Source organism: Burkholderia sp. MS455 (assembly GCF_016899445.1).
In the GTDB taxonomy this organism is placed as follows: domain Bacteria; phylum Pseudomonadota; class Gammaproteobacteria; order Burkholderiales; family Burkholderiaceae; genus Burkholderia; species Burkholderia pyrrocinia_C.
The window spans coordinates 568347-587027 of the sequence record NZ_CP041779.1 but is presented as its reverse complement, the minus strand read 5'-3'; the positions used below and the strand labels follow the sequence as shown (position 1 = coordinate 587027).

The window sequence follows — 18681 nt, the reverse complement described above, 5'->3', positions numbered from 1 at the left end:
CCTTCCCGCGACGGCTCCCTTTGTTCGGTTCCGCCGCGCCTTCGGGCCCCACTGTCCATCGCTCCCCATGCTCGACAATCTCACTCAACGGATGGCGCGCGTCGTCAAGACGCTGCGCGGCGAGGCCCGGCTCACCGAGGCGAACACGCAGGAGATGCTCCGCGAGGTGCGTCTCGCGCTGCTGGAAGCCGACGTGTCGCTGCCGGTCGTCCGCGAATTCATCGCCAAGGTCAAGGAAAAGGCGCTCGGCGAAGAAGTGATCAGCAGCCTGTCGCCGGGTCAGGCGCTCGTCGGCGTGGTCCAGAAGGAACTGACCGCCGTGATCGGCGGCGACTATGAAGGCAAGGCCGCCGAGCTGAATCTCGCGGTCACGCCGCCCGCCGTGATCCTGATGGCCGGCCTGCAGGGCGCAGGCAAGACCACGACCGTCGGCAAGCTCGCGAAGCTGTTGCGCGAGAAGTACAAGAAGAAGGTGCTGACCGTGTCGTGCGACGTGTATCGCCCGGCCGCCATCATGCAGTTGAAAACGGTGAGCGAACAGGTCGGCGCCGACTTCTTCCCGTCGACGCCGGACCAGAAGCCCGTCGACATCGCGATCGCGGCCGTCGACTGGGCGAAGCGCCACTACCATGACGTGCTGATCGTCGACACGGCCGGCCGCCTCGGCATCGACGAGGCGATGATGCAGGAAATCGCCGCGCTGCACGGCACGCTGAAGCCGGCTGAAACGCTGTTCGTCGTCGACGCGATGCTCGGCCAGGACGCGGTCAACACCGCGAAGGCGTTCAACGACACGCTGCCGCTCACCGGCGTCGTGCTGACCAAGCTCGACGGCGATTCGCGCGGCGGCGCCGCGCTGTCGGTGCGCCACATCACGGGCAAGCCGATCAAGTTCGTCGGTGTCGCCGAAAAACTCGACGGCCTCGAGGTGTTCCACCCCGACCGGATGGCGAACCGGATCCTCGGCATGGGCGACATCCTCGCGCTCGTCGAGGAAGCGCAGCGCGGCGTCGACGTGCAGGCCGCGCAGAAGCTCGCCGACAAGGTCAAGAAAGGCGGCGACTTCGACCTGAACGATTTCCGCGCGCAGATCTCGCAGATGAAGAACATGGGCGGCCTGTCGTCGCTGATGGACAAGCTGCCCGCGCAATTCCAGCAGGCCGCGGCCGGCGCCGACATGGGCCAGGCCGAAAAGCAGATCCGCCGGATGGAAGGGATCATCAGCTCGATGACGCCCGCCGAGCGCGCGAAACCCGAAATCATCAAGGCGACGCGCAAGCGCCGCATTGCGGCCGGCGCGGGCGTGCCGGTGCAGGAAGTCAACCGGATGCTGAACCAGTACGACCAGATGCGTACGATGATGAAGAAGCTGAAGGGCGGCAACATGCAGAAGATGATGCGCGGCCTGAAGGGCATGATGCCCGGCATGCGCTGATTCCGCCCGTCGGCCGGCGCGCGGGTTTTTGCTGTAGCGCGCGCCGTCCGTTCTGCTTCATCCTTATTTGTATACCGACTGCCCGCCACAACACATGAACCGCGAAGAAGCCCTCCACATTTTCGACCACTCCGAAGAGATCGTCTCGGCCGACGCCGTCAATGCGTCGATCGCCCGGATGGCCGACGCGATCCGCGCCGAGATCGGCGATGCGTTCCCGCTCGTTCTCTCGGTGATGGGCGGCGCCGCGGTGTTTACCGGGATGCTGCTGCCGCATCTCGATTTCCCGCTCGAATTCGACTACATCCACCTGACCCGCTACCGCAACACGACGCAGGGCAGCCCGGAGATGCACTGGCGCGTCGCGCCGCGCGAGTCGGTAAAGGACCGGATCGTGCTCGTGCTCGACGACATCCTCGACGAAGGCGAAACGATGGCCGCGATCCGCGACCGCATCCTCGACATGGGCGCTCAGCGTTTCATGTCGGCCGTGCTGTGCGAGAAGACGCTCGCGAAGGCGAAACCGCTGCACCCCGACTTCTGCGGCTTCTCGGTGCCGGACCGCTACGTGTTCGGCTGCGGGATGGATGCGAAGGGCTACTGGCGCAACCTGCCGACGATCCGCGCGCTGACCGCGAACGTCTGATCGCCGCCCTGCCCGCTATATAAAAGAAAGCGGCGCTCCGGTTTCCCGGAGCGCCGCTTTTTTCGTGCGCGCGCCGCCCTACAGCTGGTGCACGAACGCGCGGATGCCGGCCAGCAGCATCTCGACCGAAATCGCGACGAGCACGAGGCCCATCAGCCGCTCGAACGCCGCGACCGTCCGCTCGCCGAGCCACTGCTGGATCCTTTCGGCCAATACCAGCGTGACCGCGCAGACGAGCATCGTGACCGTCAGCGCGCCGACCCACTCGAACATCTTGCCCGGCGCCTGCGACGTCAGCAGCATCACCGTCGCGAGCGCCGACGGCCCGGCGAGTGCCGGAATCGCGAGCGGCACGATGAACGGTTCGCCGCCCGCGCGCGGATCGCTGCCGAGCGCGCCGTCCGGATGCGGGAAGATCATCCGCAGTGCGATCAGGAACAGCACGATCCCGCCGCCGAGCCGCAACGACAGGTCGGTAAGGCTCATCATCCGCAGGAAGCGGTCGCCGACCACCATGAAGAACAGCAGGATCACGAACGCGATCCCCACTTCACGCAGGATCAGCTTCACGCGCCGCTCGCGCGGCACGTCCCGCATCGCCGAAATGAACAGCGGGATGTTGCCGAGCGGATCGGTGATCAGCACGAGGAGCACGGTGGCCGACAGGAACGTGTATTCCATCGTGTCCCCCGGTCGCCGCGCTTAGTGCGCGAGCGCGGCGCGGATCTTCTCCGCGACCGTCGCCGCGGCCGCGTCCGCCGGCAGCAGCGTCGCTTCGGCGTCGCGGCGGCCCTGGTACTCGATCTTGCCGTCCTTCAGGCCGCGCTCGCCGATCACGAGGCGATGCGGCACGCCGATCAGCTCCCAGTCGGCGAACATCACGCCCGGGCGCTCGCCGCGGTCGTCGAGGATCACGTCGATGCCGGCCGCGACGAGTTCCGCGTACAGCTTGTCGGCGGTCTCGCGCACCATTTCGCTGCGGTCATAGCCCATCGGGCACAGCACGACCTCGAACGGCGCGATCGACTCCGGCCAGATGATGCCGCGATCGTCGAAGTTCTGTTCGATCGCCGCGCCGAGAATGCGCGTGACGCCGACGCCGTAGCAGCCCATCAGCATCGGCTGCGGCTTGCCCGACTCGTCGAGGAACGTCGCGCCCAGCGCTTCCGAGTACTTGGTGCCGAGCTGGAACACGTGGCCGACCTCGATGCCGCGGCAGATGTCGATCACGCCCTTGCCGTCCGGCGACGGGTCGCCCTTCTGCACGTTGCGCACGTCGGCGACGTCCGGCTCCGGCAAGTCGCGGCCCCAGTTCACGCCCGCGATGTGATAGTCGACCTCGTTCGCGCCGACGACGAAATCGCTCATGTTCGCGACCGTGCGGTCCGCGATCACCTTCACGGGCTTCTTCGTGCCGACCGGGCCGAGGTAGCCCGGCGGCGTGCCGAACCACTCGACGATTTCCTGCTCGGTCGCGAAGCGGTGATTCTTCAGGCCCGGCAGCTTCGACACCTTGATCTCGTTCAGGTCGTGGTCGCCGCGCAGCATCACGAGCCAGATGGTCGGCTCGGCGCCTTCGTTGTCGGTCGCGAGCACGATCGACTTGATCGTGCGCTCGAGCGGGATGGCCAGCAGTTCGGCGACGGCTTCGCACTTCGCCTTGCCCGGCGTCGCGACCTTTTCCATCGCTTCGGCCGGCGCCGCGCGCTCGGCAATCAGCGGCAGCGCTTCGGCCGCCTCGATGTTCGCCGCGAACTCGGACGTCGGGCAGTAGGCGATCGCGTCCTCGCCGGTGTCGGCGATCACGTGGAACTCGTGCGAGAAGTTGCCGCCGATCGAGCCGCTGTCGGCCGCGACCGCGCGGAATTCGAGGCCGAGGCGCGTGAAGATGCGCACGTACGCGTCGTACATCTTGCGATACGACTCGTTCAGACCGGCCGCATCCTTGTCGAACGAATACGCGTCCTTCATGATGAATTCGCGGCCGCGCATCACGCCGAAGCGCGGACGGATCTCGTCGCGGAACTTCGTCTGGATCTGGTAGAAGTTCACCGGCATCTGCCGGTAGCTCTTGATCTGGTTGCGCGCGATGTCGGTGACGACTTCCTCGTGCGTCGGCCCGATCACGAAATCGTTGTCCTTGCGGTCCTTGAAGCGCAGCAGCTCGGGGCCGTACTGTTCCCAGCGGCCCGATTCCTGCCACAGCTCGGCCGGCTGCACGGCCGGCATCAACAGCTCGATGGCGCCCGCCCGGTTCATTTCCTCGCGCACGATCGCCTCGACCTTGCGAATCGAACGCAGGCCGACCGGCAGGTAGTTATAGATGCCGCCGGCGACGCGGCGGATCATGCCGGCGCGTACCATCAGCTTGTGGCTGACGATCTCTGCGTCGGCGGGTGCTTCTTTCAGGGTGCCGATAAAGAAACGGGAAGCTTTCATGCGGACGGTTCCAAAAACGGCGCCCCCAGGCGGGGCGCCCGAAAAAGTTTCAAGGTGAAAAAGCTGCGCGCGACGAACGACGATGGCGCAGATGACGTAGCAGACTAATCAGGGACAATTCAGCCGGTGCGCCCCGCGCGGATTCGCTCCGTCACGGTGCGCAGCGCCCGTTATCTGTTTATAATCAAAGCAATTTTAAAGGATTCGAAGGTGGTTGTATGCTGGATCGTGAAGGCTTTCGCCCGAACGTCGGCATCATCCTCTTGAACGCGCGCAACGAGGTGTTTTGGGGCAAGCGGCTCCGCGAGCACTCCTGGCAGTTTCCTCAAGGTGGGATCAAGTACGGCGAGACCCCCATGCAGGCGATGTACCGGGAACTGCACGAGGAAACGGGCCTGCATCCGGAACACGTCAAGATAATCGGCCGCACTCGCGACTGGTTGCGTTACGAGGTGCCTGACAAGTTCATCAAACGCGAAGTACGCGGTCATTACCGCGGCCAGAAGCAGATCTGGTTCCTGCTGCGGATGGTTGGACGCGATTGCGACATTTGCTTGCGCGCGACCGATCACCCGGAGTTCGATGCGTGGCGCTGGAACGAGTACTGGGTGCCGCTCGATGCGGTGATCGAGTTCAAGCGGGATGTCTATCAGTTGGCGCTGACGGAACTGTCGCGCTTCCTGCGCCGCCCGGCGCAGCGAGCCGAAAAGCCGCGCGGGCCGCGTCTGTCGCGCTATCCGCGCGTCATCGGCGCACAGGCCCAGCAGACGTTGACGATTGTCGACACATCGGTAGTCTGTTCGGAGATCGAAGTGGAAGCGGGCACGCTCGACGAGATGCCGCCCCACGTGATCGTCGGCAAATGACGAGTCGGACTGCATGACCGGGCGCGACCTTGGTGTCGCGCCCTTTTTTTACGAGGAATGCATATTGAAAGCGATTGCTCTCGCGCTCGCATCGATTGCCGCAGCGGCCGTGCTGGCCGGTTGCGCGAATTCGAAGACGCCGACCAACAAGGATGACAGCGAGTTCGTGTATCTGCTGGACCGCCAGGGCACCTGGAAGGAAAACGCGGTCGACACGCTGCCGCCGCTGCCGCAGACAGGCGACCTGCTGCCGTTCAACGTATCGCAGAACACGCCGCTCAAGTTCTTCGTCGATGCGAAGTCGCTCGCGGTCGGCACCGATGGCGTCGTGCGCTACGCCGTCGTCATCACGAGCCCGGCCGGCGCGCGCAATGTGAACTACGAAGGCATCCGCTGCGACACCTACGAATGGCGGCAGTACGCCGGCCTGAATGCGGAACACGACGGCTGGGACCGCACGGTCGAGAACGACTGGCGGCGCATCGAGAACGGCGAACTGAATGCGTACCACTCGTCGCTCTATCAGGACTACTTCTGCGCGAACAAGATGCCGCAAGGCTCGACCAAACAGATTCTGGAGAACATCCGGTTTCACCGCACCGCGATGAGCCAACTGCGCTGACGGTACGCGGCACGACCCGCCTGCTCCGTCCCGCACCATGCAAAAAGCCCGCATCACGCGGGCTTTTTATTTGGCTACCGGATTCGGAGCGGACAGTCACACCAGCACGAGGTTGTCGCGATGGATCAGTTCAGGCTCCAGCATGTAGCCGAGCACGGTCTCGATCTCGCCGCTCGGCTTGCGCTGAATCAGCTTCGTTTCCGCGCTGCTGTAGTTCGTGAGCCCACGCGCCACTTCGCGCCCGTCGGGGCCGACACACGCGATCACCTCGCCGCGCGCGAACGCCCCCTGCACGCCGGTCACGCCGATCGGCAGCAGGCTCTTGCCGCCGGCCGTCAGTTTCTCGACCGCGCCGGCATCGATCACGACATGGCCGCGCACCTGCAGGTGATCGGCCATCCATTGCTTGCGCGCCGCCATCCGCGCGGTACGTGCGATCAGTTGCGTGCCGATCGCCTCGCCGGCCGCCAGACGCACGAGCACGTCGGACTCCCGACCGCTCGCGATCACGGTGTTCGCGCCGCTGTGCGCCGCACGCTTCGCCGCGAGAATCTTCGTCAGCATCCCGCCGCGGCCGAGGCTCGAGCCCGCACCGCCCGCCATCGCCTCGAGTTCCGGCGCACCGGCATTAGCCTCGGCGACGAGCGTCGCGTTCGGATCCTTGCGCGGATCGGCGGTGAACAGCCCCGACTGGTCGGTCAGGATGATCAGCGCATCGCCTTCGATCAGGTTCGCGACGAGCGCACCGAGCGTGTCGTTGTCGCCGAACTTGATTTCGTCGGTAACGACCGTGTCGTTCTCGTTGATGATCGGTACGACGCCGAGCCGCAGCAGCGTGAGCAGCGTCGAACGCGCATTCAGGTAACGCTCGCGATCCGCCAGGTCGGCGTGCGTGAGCAGGATCTGCGCGGTGCGGATGTCGTGTTCGGTGAAACGGCTCTCATAGACCTGCGCGAGCCCCATCTGGCCAACTGCGGCGGCGGCCTGCAGCTCGTCGATTTCGCGCGGCCGCTTGCTCCAGCCGAGCCGCTGCATCCCTTCGGCAATCGCGCCCGAACTGACGAGCACGACTTCCTTGCCCTGAGCGCGCAGCGCGGCGATCTGGGCGGCCCAGCGGCCGATTGCATCATGATCGAGCCCCTTGCCGTCGTTGGTCACGAGGCTGGAGCCCACCTTCACCACCAATCGCTTCGAATCCGCGATGATCGAACGCATCCTGCACTGTCTCCTGTATCTGATGCCTGCCCGGCCGGGCGCGATTGAACGCCGACGCCGGGCGGCACACCCGGCGCGTTCCGGAACCGCTCAGGCGTCGTCGCCCGGCGTTGCACCGCCGTTCGCGGGCGGCGCATCGCGGAAACGCACGTCCGCCGCGAGATCTTCCGCCTCCGCCGCGCGATGCGCATCCGAATGCTCGGACAGGTAGTCGTAGATCGCGTAGCACAGCGCTTCGCAGCCCTGCCCCGTCAGCGCCGAAATCTCGAACACGGGGCCGTCCCAACCGAAGCGGTCGAGGAAATCCGCGACGCGCGCCTCGCGCTCGTCTTCCGGCACCATGTCGAGCTTGTTGAGCACGAGCCAGCGCGGCTTCTCGTAGAGCGCCTCATCGTACTTGCGCAACTCGCCGACGATCGCGGTCGCTTCCGCGACCGGATCGACGCTTTCGTCGAACGGAGCGAGATCGACAAGATGCAGCAGCACGCCGGTGCGCTGCAGGTGACGCAGGAACTGATGCCCGAGGCCCGCGCCTTCGGCTGCACCCTCGATCAGCCCCGGGATGTCGGCGATCACGAAGCTCTTGCTCGGGCCGACGCGCACCACGCCGAGATTCGGCGCGAGCGTCGTGAACGGGTAGTCGGCGATCTTCGGCCTCGCGTTCGACACCGACGAGATGAACGTCGACTTGCCCGCGTTCGGCATGCCGAGCAGGCCGACATCGGCGAGCACCTTCAGCTCGAGCTTCAGCATGCGCCGCTCGCCGGGCTTGCCGTCCGTCTTCTGACGCGGCGCGCGGTTCGTGCTCGACTTGAAATGCAGGTTGCCGAGGCCGCCGGCGCCACCCTGGGCGAGCATCACCTGCTGGTCATGCTCGGTCAGGTCGGCGATCAGCTCGCCGGTATCCATGTCGCTGATGATCGTGCCGACCGGCATGCGCAGCGTGACGTCGTCGCCGCCCTTGCCGTAGCAATCCGAGCCGCGACCGTTTTCGCCGTTGCGCGCCAGGTGCTTCTTCGCGTAACGGTAGTCGATCAGCGTGTTGATGTTGCGGTCGGCGATCGCGTAGACGCTACCGCCCCGGCCGCCGTCGCCGCCGTCCGGCCCGCCGAACGGGACGAATTTCTCGCGGCGCATCGACGCGCTGCCATCGCCTCCGTCGCCGGCGATGACTTCGATTCGTGCTTCGTCAATGAACTTCATTCGTCACTCCGCCCAGTATTTCCGCTATTGTGCCGCGCGCCGGCGCGCTTGAACAATCTGCCTTTCGGCCGATCGTACGCCGGTTGCACGACGGTCGCCGGAACGCACATGCGCCCGGCGGCCAAATAAAAAAGGCCCCGCGAAGACTGCGGGGCCTTTCGGCTCGAAGCCCGTGGGTGCCTGAACTTAGGCAGCCGCCGGGACGACGATGACCAGATGCTTCTTGTCCGCGCCCTTCGTCGCGAACTTCACGTGACCGTCGACCAGCGCGAACAGGGTGTGATCCTTGCCCATGCCGACGTTCTCGCCTGCGTGCATGCGCGTGCCGCGCTGACGCACGATGATGCCGCCGGCATTGATTGCCTGGCCGCCGTACACCTTCACGCCGAGACGTTTCGACTCGGAGTCGCGGCCGTTCCGGGAAGAGCCGCCTGCCTTTTTGTGTGCCATCTGATTGCTCCTTAACCGAGGCGCTTACGCGTTGATCGCGTCGATGCGCAGCTCAGTGTAGTTCTGGCGGTGGCCGCCGTGCTTTTGGTAGTGCTTCCGGCGACGCATCTTGAAGATGGTGACCTTGGCGTGACGACCGTGCGACACAACGGTGGCCTTGACGGAAGCCCCACTGACCAGCGGCGTACCGAACTTAATCGATTCGCCTTCGCCCACTGCGAGAACCTGGTCGAGCGTGATTTCAGCGTCAATGTCAGCCGGTATCTGTTCTACTTTGAGTTTTTCGCCAACGGCAACCTTGTACTGCTTGCCGCCGGTTTTTATGACCGCGTACATTGAGAACCTCACTCTGGATCCAATTTTTCCGCACACCACGCGCGGAAAACACGTGATTATACATGGGGTTAGCACCGAAGTCAAAACCGATCGACGATTGCCGCGCAGCGGCCTCGGCCGGACGGCCAAAATCGCGGCTCCGGCACGTCCGACAGACCGGGATATCTCGGATTCGACTTATAATCCGCGGCATCACCCAATTCCATCATCATGTCGTCGTCCACCGCCTCCCCCACCCTCAGCGCCGCCCACCTGCTCGCTCCGATCACCAGCGACATGGAGCAGGTGAATCGCGTTATCCGGCAAAGCCTCGCGTCCGACGTGCTGCTGATCAACCAGATCGCCGAGTACATCATCGGCGCGGGCGGCAAGCGGCTGCGTCCGGCGTTGCTGCTGCTCGTCGCCGGCGCGCTCGGCGAGACGTCGCACCAGCGGCACGTGCTGGCCGCCGTCGTCGAGTTCATCCATACCGCCACGCTGCTGCATGACGACGTCGTCGACGAATCCGAGCTGCGCCGCGGCCGCCAGACCGCCAACGCGCTGTTCGGCAACGCGGCGAGCGTGCTGGTAGGCGATTACCTCTATTCGCGCTCGTTCGAAATGATGGTCGGCGTCGGCAAGATGCGCGTGATGGAGATCCTGTCCGAAGCGACGACGATCATTTCCGAAGGCGAGGTGCTGCAGCTCCTCAACATGCATGACGCGGACGTCGACGAAACGCGCTACATGCAGGTGATCCGCTACAAGACGGCCAAGCTGTTCGAGGCGTCGGCGCGCCTGGGCGCGGTGCTCGCCGGCGCCGATGCGCCGACCGAAGCCGCCGCCGCCGAATACGGCCGCCGGATCGGCACCGCGTTCCAGATCATGGACGACTGGCTCGACTACGCGGGCACCGTCGAGGCAATGGGCAAGAACGCCGGCGACGACCTGCGCGAAGGCAAACCGACGCTGCCGCTCATCTATCTGATCGAACGCGGCACGCCGGAACAGTCGGCGCTTGCACGCGAGGCGATCGAACAGGGCGGCACCGATCGCTTCGACACGATTTTCGAAGCGATCACGCGTTCGGGCGCGCTGGATCACACGCTCGAATGCGCACGCCAGGAAGCGCAGGCGGCAGCGGCAGCGATCGCCGCATTCCCCGATTCGATCTATAAGGAGAGCCTGCTCGCGCTGTGCTCGTACTCGACGTCGCGGCAGTCGTAAACACGTCGCGAACCGCGGCGATGCGTTGTCTCGAAAATTTTCTTCAGCAAAGTATTCCCTTTTAGAAAAAACATCGTTATAGTTACGTTCTTGCTTGTGACGACGCAACGATCTTCACGAAGACGGCGAAGTCCGAAGAGCAAAAATCGGGGTGTAGCTTAGCCTGGTAGAGCGCTACGTTCGGGACGTAGAGGCCGGAGGTTCGAATCCTCTCACCCCGACCAGATTTGTAAAAAAACCGTGCACCGCGTGCACGGTTTTTTTTCGTCCGGCCGTTGCGGGCCCATCGTGTCGCGCACGACACATCGCGGTCGCCGGCCTCTGCTATATTCCCTCCATTCCTGTCCTTCACTGCCCTTTCCGACGCGTGGACCAAATTCCCTTATGGGCGCAAATCGGCGCCGTCTTCCTGCTTCTCCTCTGTTCCAGCTTCTTCTCCATTTCCGAGACCGCGATGATGGCGCTCAATCGCCATCGGCTGAAGCATCTCGCCGGCCAGGGCGCACTCGGCGCGAAGACCACCCAGGGGCTTCTCACGCGTACTGACCTGCTGCTCAGCGTGATCCTGATCGGCAACAACCTGTTCAACACGATCATCCCGGTCCTGACGACGTCGCTCGCGCTCCATACGTTCGGCCGCAACAATCTCGCGCTGTCGATCGCGACCGGCATCGTCGCGTTCCTGATCATCGTGTTCGCGGAGATCGCGCCGAAGATCGTCGGCGCGACCTTCCCCGAACGCATCGCCCTGCCCGCGAGCCTCGTGATCGCGCCGCTGATGCGCGTGTTCAAGCCGGTCGTCTGGTTCGTCAACGCGCTCGCGAACGGCGTGCTGTGGGTGCTACGCATCAACACGAAGAAGGGTCGCGACCAGCGGATGTCGGCCGACGAACTGCGGGCCATCGTGCTCGAGTCGAGCAGCTTCATGCCGACCAAGCACCGCAGCATCCTGCTCAACCTGTTCGACCTCGAGAACATCACGGTCGACGACGTGATGGTGCCGCGCCGCCAGATCGAATCGCTCAACTTCTATGCGCCGCTCGACGACGTCCTGCACCAGCTCGAAACCTGCTATCACAACCGGCTTGTCGTCTACGAAGGCGACATCGACAAGGTGCTCGGCGTGCTGCACGTGCGCAAGACGCTGACCGCGCTGCACAACCAGGAGTTCGACCGCGAAACGCTGCGCTCGCTGCTCGCCGAGCCGTACTACGTGCCGTCGGGCACGCCGGTGGTTCAGCAACTCCAGTATTTCCAGGAGACCCGGCAGCGTACCGCGCTCGTCGTCAACGAATACGGCGAGCTCGAAGGGCTCGTCACGCCCGAAGACATCATCGAGGAGCTGATCGGCGAATTCACGACGTCGATGCCGCGCAGCGAACGCGCGGGCGGCTGGGACGAGAACGGCGAATGCATCGTCACGGCCGGCATGCCGCTGCGCGAACTGAACCGCTGGCTGCACCTGAAGCTGCCGACCGACGGGCCAAAGACGCTGAACGGGCTGATTCTCGAAACCCTCGAGGAAATTCCGGAAGACGACGTGTGCCTGAAAATCGGCGACGTGATGCTCGAGGTGATGCGCAGCGACGACCAGGCCGTGCGCACCGTCAAGCTCTTCAAGCCGCGCGGCACGCGCACCGCACGCACCGCATTACGCTAGCCGAACGGCCGACTGCCGGCACCGCCCGCAATGCGCGACCATCTGCAGGTCACGTTCAACAGGCGGCCGACGCGCCGGCTCACATGCATTTCCCTCCTCCCGGGGCGCCGCTGCGCACGCAGCCGCCGCCCGCCCACTCCGATGCGTCGCCCGCCGCCGCACCACACGCGCTCGACGCGGCCCAGCTCGACGACGCACCGGCCGTACGGCTGCTGACCGACACGCTTCACGCGGCACGCGTGCGCGACGCATCCGACATCCACGTCGAACCGTTCGAAGCCGGCTGGCGCATCCGCCTGCGCATCGACGGCGTGCTGCACGAACATGCGCGGCCGCCGTTACACCTGCGCGATGCGCTCGTCACGCGGATCAAGGTCCTCGCGCGCATGGACATCGCCGAACGACGGCTGCCGCAGGACGGCAGGCTGCGCATCGCGATCGACGGCGGCACGCGCGGCGACTACCGCGTCAGTTCGCTGCCCACGCTGTTCGGCGAAAAGCTCGTGCTGCGTCGCCTCGAAACGCTGCCGCCCGATCTCACGCTCGCTCGCCTCGGCTTCGACGCGCAGCAGGCAGCAGCGATGGAGGCCGCGATACGCGCACCGCACGGCCTCGTGCTCGTCACGGGCCCGACCGGCAGCGGCAAGACGCTGTCGCTCTACTGCGCGCTGCAGATGCTCGATCGCGACGCACACAACGTCTGCACGGTCGAGGATCCCGCCGAGATCCAGCTCGACGGGATCAGCCAGGTCGGTGTCGCCGAAAAGGCGGGGCTCACGTTCGCGACGGCGCTGCGCGCGCTGCTGCGACAGGATCCGGACATCATCATGGTCGGCGAGATTCGCGATGCGGAGACGGCCGACGTCGCGATCAAGGCCGCGCAGACCGGCCATCTCGTGCTGTCGACGCTGCACACGAACGACGCGCCGGCCGCCGTCGCGAGGCTGCTCGACATCGGCGTCGCGCCGTACAACCTCGCGGCCGCGCTGCACCTCGTCACCGCGCAGCGCCTCGTCCGGCGCTTGTGCGTCGCGTGCCGCATGCACTCGGACGCACCTGCGCGCGTGCTGCGTGAAGCCGGCTGCGACCCGGCGGCCCTGGCTGCCGGATGGCGGCCGTTCGTCGCGCGCGGCTGTTCCGCGTGTCACGGTATCGGCTATCGAGGCCGCATCGGCTTGCATCAGACGATGCCGGTATCGCCCGCGCTGGCGGAACGCATCGTCGCGCGGGCGAGCGTCGGCGAACTCGCTCAATGCGCGGCGGCCGAAGGCGTGCGCAATCTGCGCGACGCGGCCTTCGCGCGCGTCCGCGACGGCACGACGAGCATCGCGGAAGCCGTCGCCGCAACACCGGTGGCCTGAGCATGCGCACACCGCCGCGCGAAACCCGCTTCGTGTGGCGCGGCCGCCGCCGTGACGGCGCGCCGCGCCGCGGGACCGTCATCGCCTTCGACGCCGCGGCTGCGCGCGCCGCGCTCGCACGCGACGGCATCGCGGTGCTGTCGCTCGACGTCCGCGGGCCGGCCCGGCCGCCGACGGCCGGCGCACGCGACATAACGCGTTTCACGCGCCAGCTCGCGAGCCTGCTGCAGGCCGGGCTGCCGCTCGCGCCGTCGCTCGAGATGCTCGCGCGCACGCGCACGCGCGACGGCGTGCCGCGCATCGCCGCGGGTCTCGCCCGCGAGATCGTCGGCGGGCAGCGCTTCGCCGATGCGCTCGCCCGCTATCCCACGCAGTTCGGCACGCTGTATCGCCAACTGATCGAGGTCGGCGAAGCGTCCGGCTCGCTCGGCATCGTGCTGACACGGGTCGCGGAACACCGCGAGCGCGCCGACGCGCAGTGGCGCAAGCTGCGTGCCGCGCTCGCGTATCCGGCAGCCGTCATCCTGTTCGCGCTCGCGATCTCGGCTGCGTTGATGGTGTGGGTCGTGCCGACGTTCCGGCAGATCTTCGACGGATTCGGCACCGCACTGCCGGCACCGACCCGCGCACTGCTTGCTCTGTCCTCCGCGCTGTCGGCGTGGGGCGGTGTGCTCGTGGCCGGTGCCGCGGCAACGGGGCTTGCCGCTCATCACGCGCTTCGGCGCTCGGCGCCGCTGCGCCATGCGCTCGCGCGATGCCTGCTGCACGCCCCGCTCGCAGGCAGCGCGCTCACGCGGTTCGCAGCCGCACGCTGGTGCCGCTCGCTTGCGACGCTGCTCGGCGCCGGCGTGCCGCTCGCCGATGCCTTCGCCACGCTCGAGCGCACTGCCGGCCATCCGGTGTTCGAGCTGGCCACCACGCACATCGCGGCACGCGTGCTGCGCGGCGCGCGTCTCGCCGACGCGATGCAGTCGGCGGGCTGCTTTCCGGACGACGTCGTGCAGCCGATCGCCGTCGCCGAGGAGACCGGCACGCTCGACACGATGCTCGCCGACCTCGCCGCGCTGTGCGAACGCCAGCTCGACGCGCGTCTCGATACGCTCGCGGCTCTCGGCGAACCGCTGATCGTCATCGTACTGGGCGCACTCGTCGGCGGCCTCGTGATCGCGATGTATCTGCCCATCCTTCAGCTCGGCAACGTGGTGTAGCATCGCAACCGATTCTGTCGCCTTTTAGTCCGAACCTTGAGCCTCATGACACCCGCGCCCCTGTCCGCCGTTCCCGATTCGCCCGAGAGCACGCTGCTCGCGCTGGCGATGCTGCCGCCCGCGCTGCAGTATGCGTTCGCGGTCGTCATCGGCCTTTGCGTCGGCAGCTTCCTGAACGTGGTCGTGCACCGGCTGCCCGTGATGATGCAGCGCGCATGGCAGGCCGAGATCGCCGAAGCGACCGGCAACGCCAGCACCGTCCCCGACGACGGTTATCCGCTGCGCTACGATCTGTGGCGCCCGCGCAGCGCATGCCCGCATTGCGGCCACGTGCTGCGCGCATGGGAAAACATCCCGCTCGTCAGCTACCTGATATTGCGCGGACGCTGCCGCCGCTGCGGCCACGCGATCGGCATCCGTTATCCGCTCGTCGAACTCGCGTGCGCGCTGCTCGCCGCCGGCTCGCTCACCGCGTTCGGCCCGACCGTCGCCGCGCTCGCCGCCTTCGCGCTGTGCGCCGCGCTGCTGGCGATGAGCGCGATCGATATCCGCACCGGCTACCTGCCCGATTCGATGACGCTGCCGCTCCTGTGGGCCGGGCTCGTGCTGAACCTCGGCGGCACGTTCACGTCGCTGCGCTCGGCCGTGATCGGCGCAATGGCCGGCTACCTGTTCCTGTGGTCGATCTACTGGCTGTTCAAGTGGTTGCGCGGCATCGAGGGCATCGGCTTCGGCGACCTGAAGCTGCTCGCTGCGCTCGGCGCATGGATGGGGTGGGCCGCGCTCCCGCAGGTCGTGCTGTTCGCCGCGGTGACGGGCGCGATCGTCGGGCTCGTCGCGACCTGGCGCGGCCGCATGCGCTTCGAGGAGCCGATTCCGTTCGGCCCGTTCCTCGCGGCGGGCGGCGTCGCGACGCTGTTTTTCGGCACCCCTTTCTACGCGGCGCTCGGAGGCTGACATGTTCGCAGTAGGACTCACCGGCGGCATCGGCAGCGGCAAGACGACCGTCGCGGACCTGTTCGGCGCCCGCGGCGCATCGCTCGTCGATACCGATCTGATCGCCCACCGCATCACCGCGCCGGGCGGCCTCGCGATGCCTGCGATCGAACAGGCGTTCGGCCGCGGCTTCGTTGCCGCGGACGGTTCGCTCGATCGCGCGAAGATGCGCGCACTGATTTTCAGCGACGACGACGCGCGCCGGCGTCTCGAAGCGATCACGCATCCGCTGATCCGCGCGGAAACCGATCGCGACGCGCGCGAAGCGCAGGGCCCGTACGTGATGTTCGTCGTGCCGCTGCTCGTCGAGTCGGGCAACTGGAAGGCGCGCAGCGATCGCGTGCTCGTCGTCGACTGCCCGGTCGAGACGCAGATCGCGCGCGTGATGCAGCGCAACGGGTTCACGCGCGAGCAGGTCGAGGCAATCATCGCGAGACAGGCGACGCGCGAAGCCCGTCTCGCGGCGGCCGACGACGTGATCGTCAACGACGCGACGACGCCCGATGCGCTCGCCGCGCAGGTCGATGCGCTGCACCAACGCTACCTCGGGTTCGCGGCCGCCGCGCACTGACCCTCGCGCGCGATCGTGATGGCGTACGAAATTGGTGCGTTGCTAGGGTAGAGAGTGAGCATTAGAATGTGCTGCATTGTTTCAATTCCTACCCTAGAGGCGAGCGCGCTTGATTCTTTACGAGTATCCGTTCAACGAGCGAATTCGCACGCTGCTGCGCCTCGAAGACCTGTTCGAGCGCTTCGCGTTCTTTTTGGCTCAGGAGGACCCGCGTGAACACCACGTCGCGCTGACGACGCTGTTCGAAATCGCCGAGGTAACCGGCCGCGCGGACCTGAAATCGGATCTGATGAAGGAGCTCGAACGTCAGCGCCAGACGCTCGCCCCCTTTCGCGGCAATCCGGGCATCGAGCAGAACGCGCTCGAAGCCGTGCTCGGCGAAATCGAGCAGACGCTCGCGAATCTCGCGCAGATGCAGGGCAAAACCGGGCAGCACCTCATCGACAACGAGTGGCTCGCCAGCATCCGCAGCCGCGCGGTGATTCCCGGCGGCACCTGCAAGTTCGACCTGCCGTCGTACTACGCGTGGCAGCAATGGCCCGCCGAGCAGCGGCGCCAGGACATCGCGAAGTGGATCATGCCGATGCTGCCGCTGCGCGACGCCGCGTCGATCGTGCTGCGCCTCGCGCGCGAATCGGGCCAGGCGTCGAAGGTCATGGCGATGCAGGGCAGCTACCAGCAGATGCTGTCCGGCCGCACGTACCAGTTGATGCAGGTGCGCGTGCCGCCGGAGTTGCGCGTCATTCCCGAAGCGAGCGCGAACAAATACATGCTGTGGGTACGGTTCACCATGCAGGACGGCGATGTGCGGCCGCGCGCGGTGGACATCGACGTGCCGTTCCATCTGACACTGTGCAATCTGTAACGGCCGCGTGCCGGATCGACGCTTTCGTATGACTACCGTTGTGAAATGCCCGTCCTGCGGCGCCCAAGTGCGCTGGGCCCCTGAAAATCAGTTCCGCCCGTTCTGTTCGGCTCGCTGCAAGCAGCTCGACCTCGGCGCCTGGGCTGCGGAAAAGTACCGGATCGGCGGTACGTCCGACGAAGGCCCTTCGTCGGAAGAAGACGGCACGGACGACCGCCGCGACAGTTGAGCGGCGCGCGGCACCGCCCGCCGGCGATATGGCCCGCCTTTCAGGCAGGCCGCCGCGGCATCAGTGCGACGCCGCTTCCTTTTCGAGCAGTTCGAGCACCGGCAGCGCCGCCGGCAGCAGCGGCGCGACGTCGACCGGCAGTTGCTGCCATACGAACGCCTGCCCTTCCTTGCTGTGCGGCTCGCCGGTCCAGCCCGTCACCTTGCAGAAATAAAGCCGCACGTACGCATGCGGATAATCGTGTTCGAGCGTGTGCCAGCGGTGGCTGGCCGTGACGACGATGCCGAGTTCCTCGTGCAGTTCGCGCGCCAGCGCGTCCTCGACGCTTTCGCCGGCCTCCAGCTTGCCGCCCGGAAACTCCCAGTAGCCTTCATACGGCTTGCCTTGCAGCCGCTGCGCGAGCAGGTACCGGCCATCCGGCTGCACCATCACCCCGACCGCGACTTCCGTCACCTTGCGGCCATCCGGCGCGCGCACGGCGCCCTGTGCGAGATCCGTGCTCATGCCTGCTCCTTGCGACCCGACCAGTCACGCGCGAATTGCCACGCAACGCGGCCCGACCGCGAACCGCGTTCGAGCGCCCACACGAGCGCGTCGCCGCGCGCGGACTCGATCTCCGCGTCCGCGCAGCCGAAATGACGCAGCCAGTGCGCGACGATGCCGAGGTAGTCGTCCTGCTTGAACGGATAGAAGCTGACCCACAGGCCGAAGCGCTCCGACAGCGAGATCTTCTCCTCGACGACTTCGCCAGGGTGAATCTCGCCATCCGGGAGATGCTTGTACGACTCGTTGTCGCTCATGTACTCGGGCAGCAGATGGCGGCGGTTCGACGTCGCGTAGATCAGCACGTTGTCCGACTGCGCGGCGATCGAGCCGTCGAGCGCGACTTTCAGCGCCTTGTAGCCCGATTCGCCTTCCTCGAACGACAGGTCGTCGCAAAACACGATGAACCGCTCGGGACGCTGCGAGATCAGCTCGACGATGTCGCCGAGATCGTGCAGGTCGTCCTTGTCGACTTCGATCAGGCGCAGCCCGTCCTTCGCATACGCGTTCAGGCACGCCTTGATCAGCGACGACTTGCCGGTGCCCCGCGCGCCCGTCAGCAGCACGTTGTTGGCCGGCTTCTGCTGCACGAACTGCCGTGTATTCTGCTCGATCAGCCCCTTCTGGCGATCGATGTTGTGCAGGTCGCCGAGCGCGATCGACGATACGGCCGGCACCGGCTGCAGGTAGCCGCGCCCCTGGCGCTTGCGCCAGCGGAATGCGTGCGCGGCGTTCCAGTCGATGGCCGCCGGCGCGGGCGGCAGCATCCCCTCGAGCCGGCCGAGCAGCGCTTCCGCGCGCGTCAGAAACTGTTCAAGCTTGTCCATGTC

20 protein-coding genes and 1 tRNA gene are annotated in these 18681 nt (G+C 66.2%); 13 read left to right on the top strand and 8 right to left on the bottom strand.

The window, feature by feature from the left end; translation table 11 throughout:
- Positions 1 to 67 precede the first annotated feature (67 nt).
- Both ffh and FPJ27_RS21825 read left to right on the top strand, forming a co-directional pair.
- Entirely contained in the window at positions 68 to 1435 is a 1368-nt protein-coding gene (ffh, locus tag FPJ27_RS21830; protein ID WP_047899743.1) for a signal recognition particle protein, read from the top strand.
- Positions 1436 to 1529: 94 nt separating this feature from the next.
- On the top strand, positions 1530 to 2081 hold the full coding sequence (locus tag FPJ27_RS21825) for a hypoxanthine-guanine phosphoribosyltransferase (protein ID WP_034182663.1): 552 nt from the start codon (positions 1530 to 1532) through the stop codon (positions 2079 to 2081).
- Positions 2082 to 2159: 78 nt separating this feature from the next.
- Here the strand turns inward: FPJ27_RS21825 and FPJ27_RS21820 are convergent, their stop codons facing one another.
- Both FPJ27_RS21820 and FPJ27_RS21815 read right to left on the bottom strand, forming a co-directional pair.
- A complete protein-coding gene (locus FPJ27_RS21820) occupies positions 2160 to 2762 on the bottom strand; it encodes a MarC family protein (protein WP_111015362.1) in 603 nt (200 codons plus the stop codon).
- A 21-nt stretch (positions 2763 to 2783) separates the two neighbouring features.
- Positions 2784 to 4520 carry a proline--tRNA ligase gene (locus FPJ27_RS21815; protein ID WP_204425713.1) on the bottom strand — a complete coding sequence of 579 codons (1737 nt, stop codon included), beginning with the start codon at positions 4518 to 4520 and terminating at the stop codon, positions 2784 to 2786.
- Positions 4521 to 4738: 218 nt separating this feature from the next.
- Here FPJ27_RS21815 and FPJ27_RS21810 point away from each other — a divergent pair, with 218 nt between their 5' ends.
- Positions 4739 to 5386 (top strand): RNA pyrophosphohydrolase, encoded by a 648-nt coding sequence (locus tag FPJ27_RS21810; RefSeq protein WP_034182660.1) that lies wholly within the window; start codon positions 4739 to 4741, stop codon positions 5384 to 5386.
- A 13-nt stretch (positions 5387 to 5399) separates the two neighbouring features.
- Positions 5400 to 6008: a CNP1-like family protein gene (locus FPJ27_RS21805; RefSeq protein WP_072436377.1), complete on the top strand. Its 609-nt coding sequence runs from the start codon at positions 5400 to 5402 to the stop codon at positions 6006 to 6008.
- A gap of 96 nt (positions 6009 to 6104) precedes the next feature.
- On the opposite strand, the gene proB is transcribed toward FPJ27_RS21805, so the two are convergent.
- The 4 genes from proB to rplU form a co-directional block, all read right to left on the bottom strand.
- Entirely contained in the window at positions 6105 to 7223 is a 1119-nt protein-coding gene (gene proB / locus FPJ27_RS21800; RefSeq protein WP_204425711.1) for a glutamate 5-kinase, read from the bottom strand.
- Positions 7224 to 7313: 90 nt separating this feature from the next.
- Positions 7314 to 8426, bottom strand: a complete 1113-nt coding sequence (gene obgE / locus FPJ27_RS21795) for a GTPase ObgE (protein WP_204425709.1) — start codon at positions 8424 to 8426, stop codon at positions 7314 to 7316.
- 186 nt (positions 8427 to 8612) lie between these two features.
- Positions 8613 to 8876, bottom strand: coding sequence for a 50S ribosomal protein L27 (gene rpmA, locus FPJ27_RS21790; protein WP_006476999.1), 264 nt, complete (start codon positions 8874 to 8876; stop codon positions 8613 to 8615).
- Positions 8877 to 8900: 24 nt separating this feature from the next.
- A complete protein-coding gene (gene rplU, locus FPJ27_RS21785) occupies positions 8901 to 9212 on the bottom strand; it encodes a 50S ribosomal protein L21 (protein WP_006025184.1) in 312 nt (103 codons plus the stop codon).
- 210 nt (positions 9213 to 9422) lie between these two features.
- Here rplU and FPJ27_RS21780 point away from each other — a divergent pair, with 210 nt between their 5' ends.
- From FPJ27_RS21780 to FPJ27_RS21740, 9 genes are all read left to right on the top strand, one after another.
- The gene (locus tag FPJ27_RS21780; RefSeq protein WP_034182656.1) at positions 9423 to 10418 is read left to right on the top strand and encodes a polyprenyl synthetase family protein; all 996 of its coding nucleotides are present in this window, start codon (positions 9423 to 9425) and stop codon (positions 10416 to 10418) included.
- Positions 10419 to 10565: 147 nt separating this feature from the next.
- Positions 10566 to 10642, top strand: a tRNA-Pro gene (locus tag FPJ27_RS21775).
- A gap of 143 nt (positions 10643 to 10785) precedes the next feature.
- Positions 10786 to 12078 (top strand): HlyC/CorC family transporter, encoded by a 1293-nt coding sequence (locus tag FPJ27_RS21770; protein WP_034182655.1) that lies wholly within the window; start codon positions 10786 to 10788, stop codon positions 12076 to 12078.
- Positions 12079 to 12161: 83 nt separating this feature from the next.
- Positions 12162 to 13439 carry an ATPase, T2SS/T4P/T4SS family gene (locus tag FPJ27_RS21765; RefSeq protein ID WP_204425707.1) on the top strand — a complete coding sequence of 426 codons (1278 nt, stop codon included), beginning with the start codon at positions 12162 to 12164 and terminating at the stop codon, positions 13437 to 13439.
- A gap of 2 nt (positions 13440 to 13441) precedes the next feature.
- On the top strand, positions 13442 to 14647 hold the full coding sequence (locus tag FPJ27_RS21760) for a type II secretion system F family protein (RefSeq protein ID WP_204425699.1): 1206 nt from the start codon (positions 13442 to 13444) through the stop codon (positions 14645 to 14647).
- 45 nt (positions 14648 to 14692) lie between these two features.
- Positions 14693 to 15604 (top strand): A24 family peptidase, encoded by a 912-nt coding sequence (locus FPJ27_RS21755; protein WP_204425697.1) that lies wholly within the window; start codon positions 14693 to 14695, stop codon positions 15602 to 15604.
- 1 nt (position 15605) lies between these two features.
- Positions 15606 to 16214 carry a dephospho-CoA kinase gene (gene coaE / locus FPJ27_RS21750; protein WP_175963129.1) on the top strand — a complete coding sequence of 203 codons (609 nt, stop codon included), beginning with the start codon at positions 15606 to 15608 and terminating at the stop codon, positions 16212 to 16214.
- A gap of 109 nt (positions 16215 to 16323) precedes the next feature.
- Positions 16324 to 17079: a cell division protein ZapD gene (zapD, locus tag FPJ27_RS21745; protein WP_034182650.1), complete on the top strand. Its 756-nt coding sequence runs from the start codon at positions 16324 to 16326 to the stop codon at positions 17077 to 17079.
- Between the two features lie 28 nt (positions 17080 to 17107).
- Complete coding sequence (locus FPJ27_RS21740) at positions 17108 to 17308, top strand: DNA gyrase inhibitor YacG (RefSeq protein ID WP_072436383.1); 201 nt, start codon at positions 17108 to 17110, stop codon at positions 17306 to 17308.
- 60 nt (positions 17309 to 17368) lie between these two features.
- On the opposite strand, the gene FPJ27_RS21735 is transcribed toward FPJ27_RS21740, so the two are convergent.
- Positions 17369 to 17812 carry an NUDIX domain-containing protein gene (locus FPJ27_RS21735; protein WP_072436384.1) on the bottom strand — a complete coding sequence of 148 codons (444 nt, stop codon included), beginning with the start codon at positions 17810 to 17812 and terminating at the stop codon, positions 17369 to 17371.
- A complete protein-coding gene (locus tag FPJ27_RS21730) occupies positions 17809 to 18678 on the bottom strand; it encodes an ATP-binding protein (RefSeq protein WP_204425695.1) in 870 nt (289 codons plus the stop codon). Before FPJ27_RS21730 ends, FPJ27_RS21735 begins: the two co-directional genes overlap by 4 nt.
- Between the last annotated feature and the right edge of the window lie 3 nt (positions 18679 to 18681).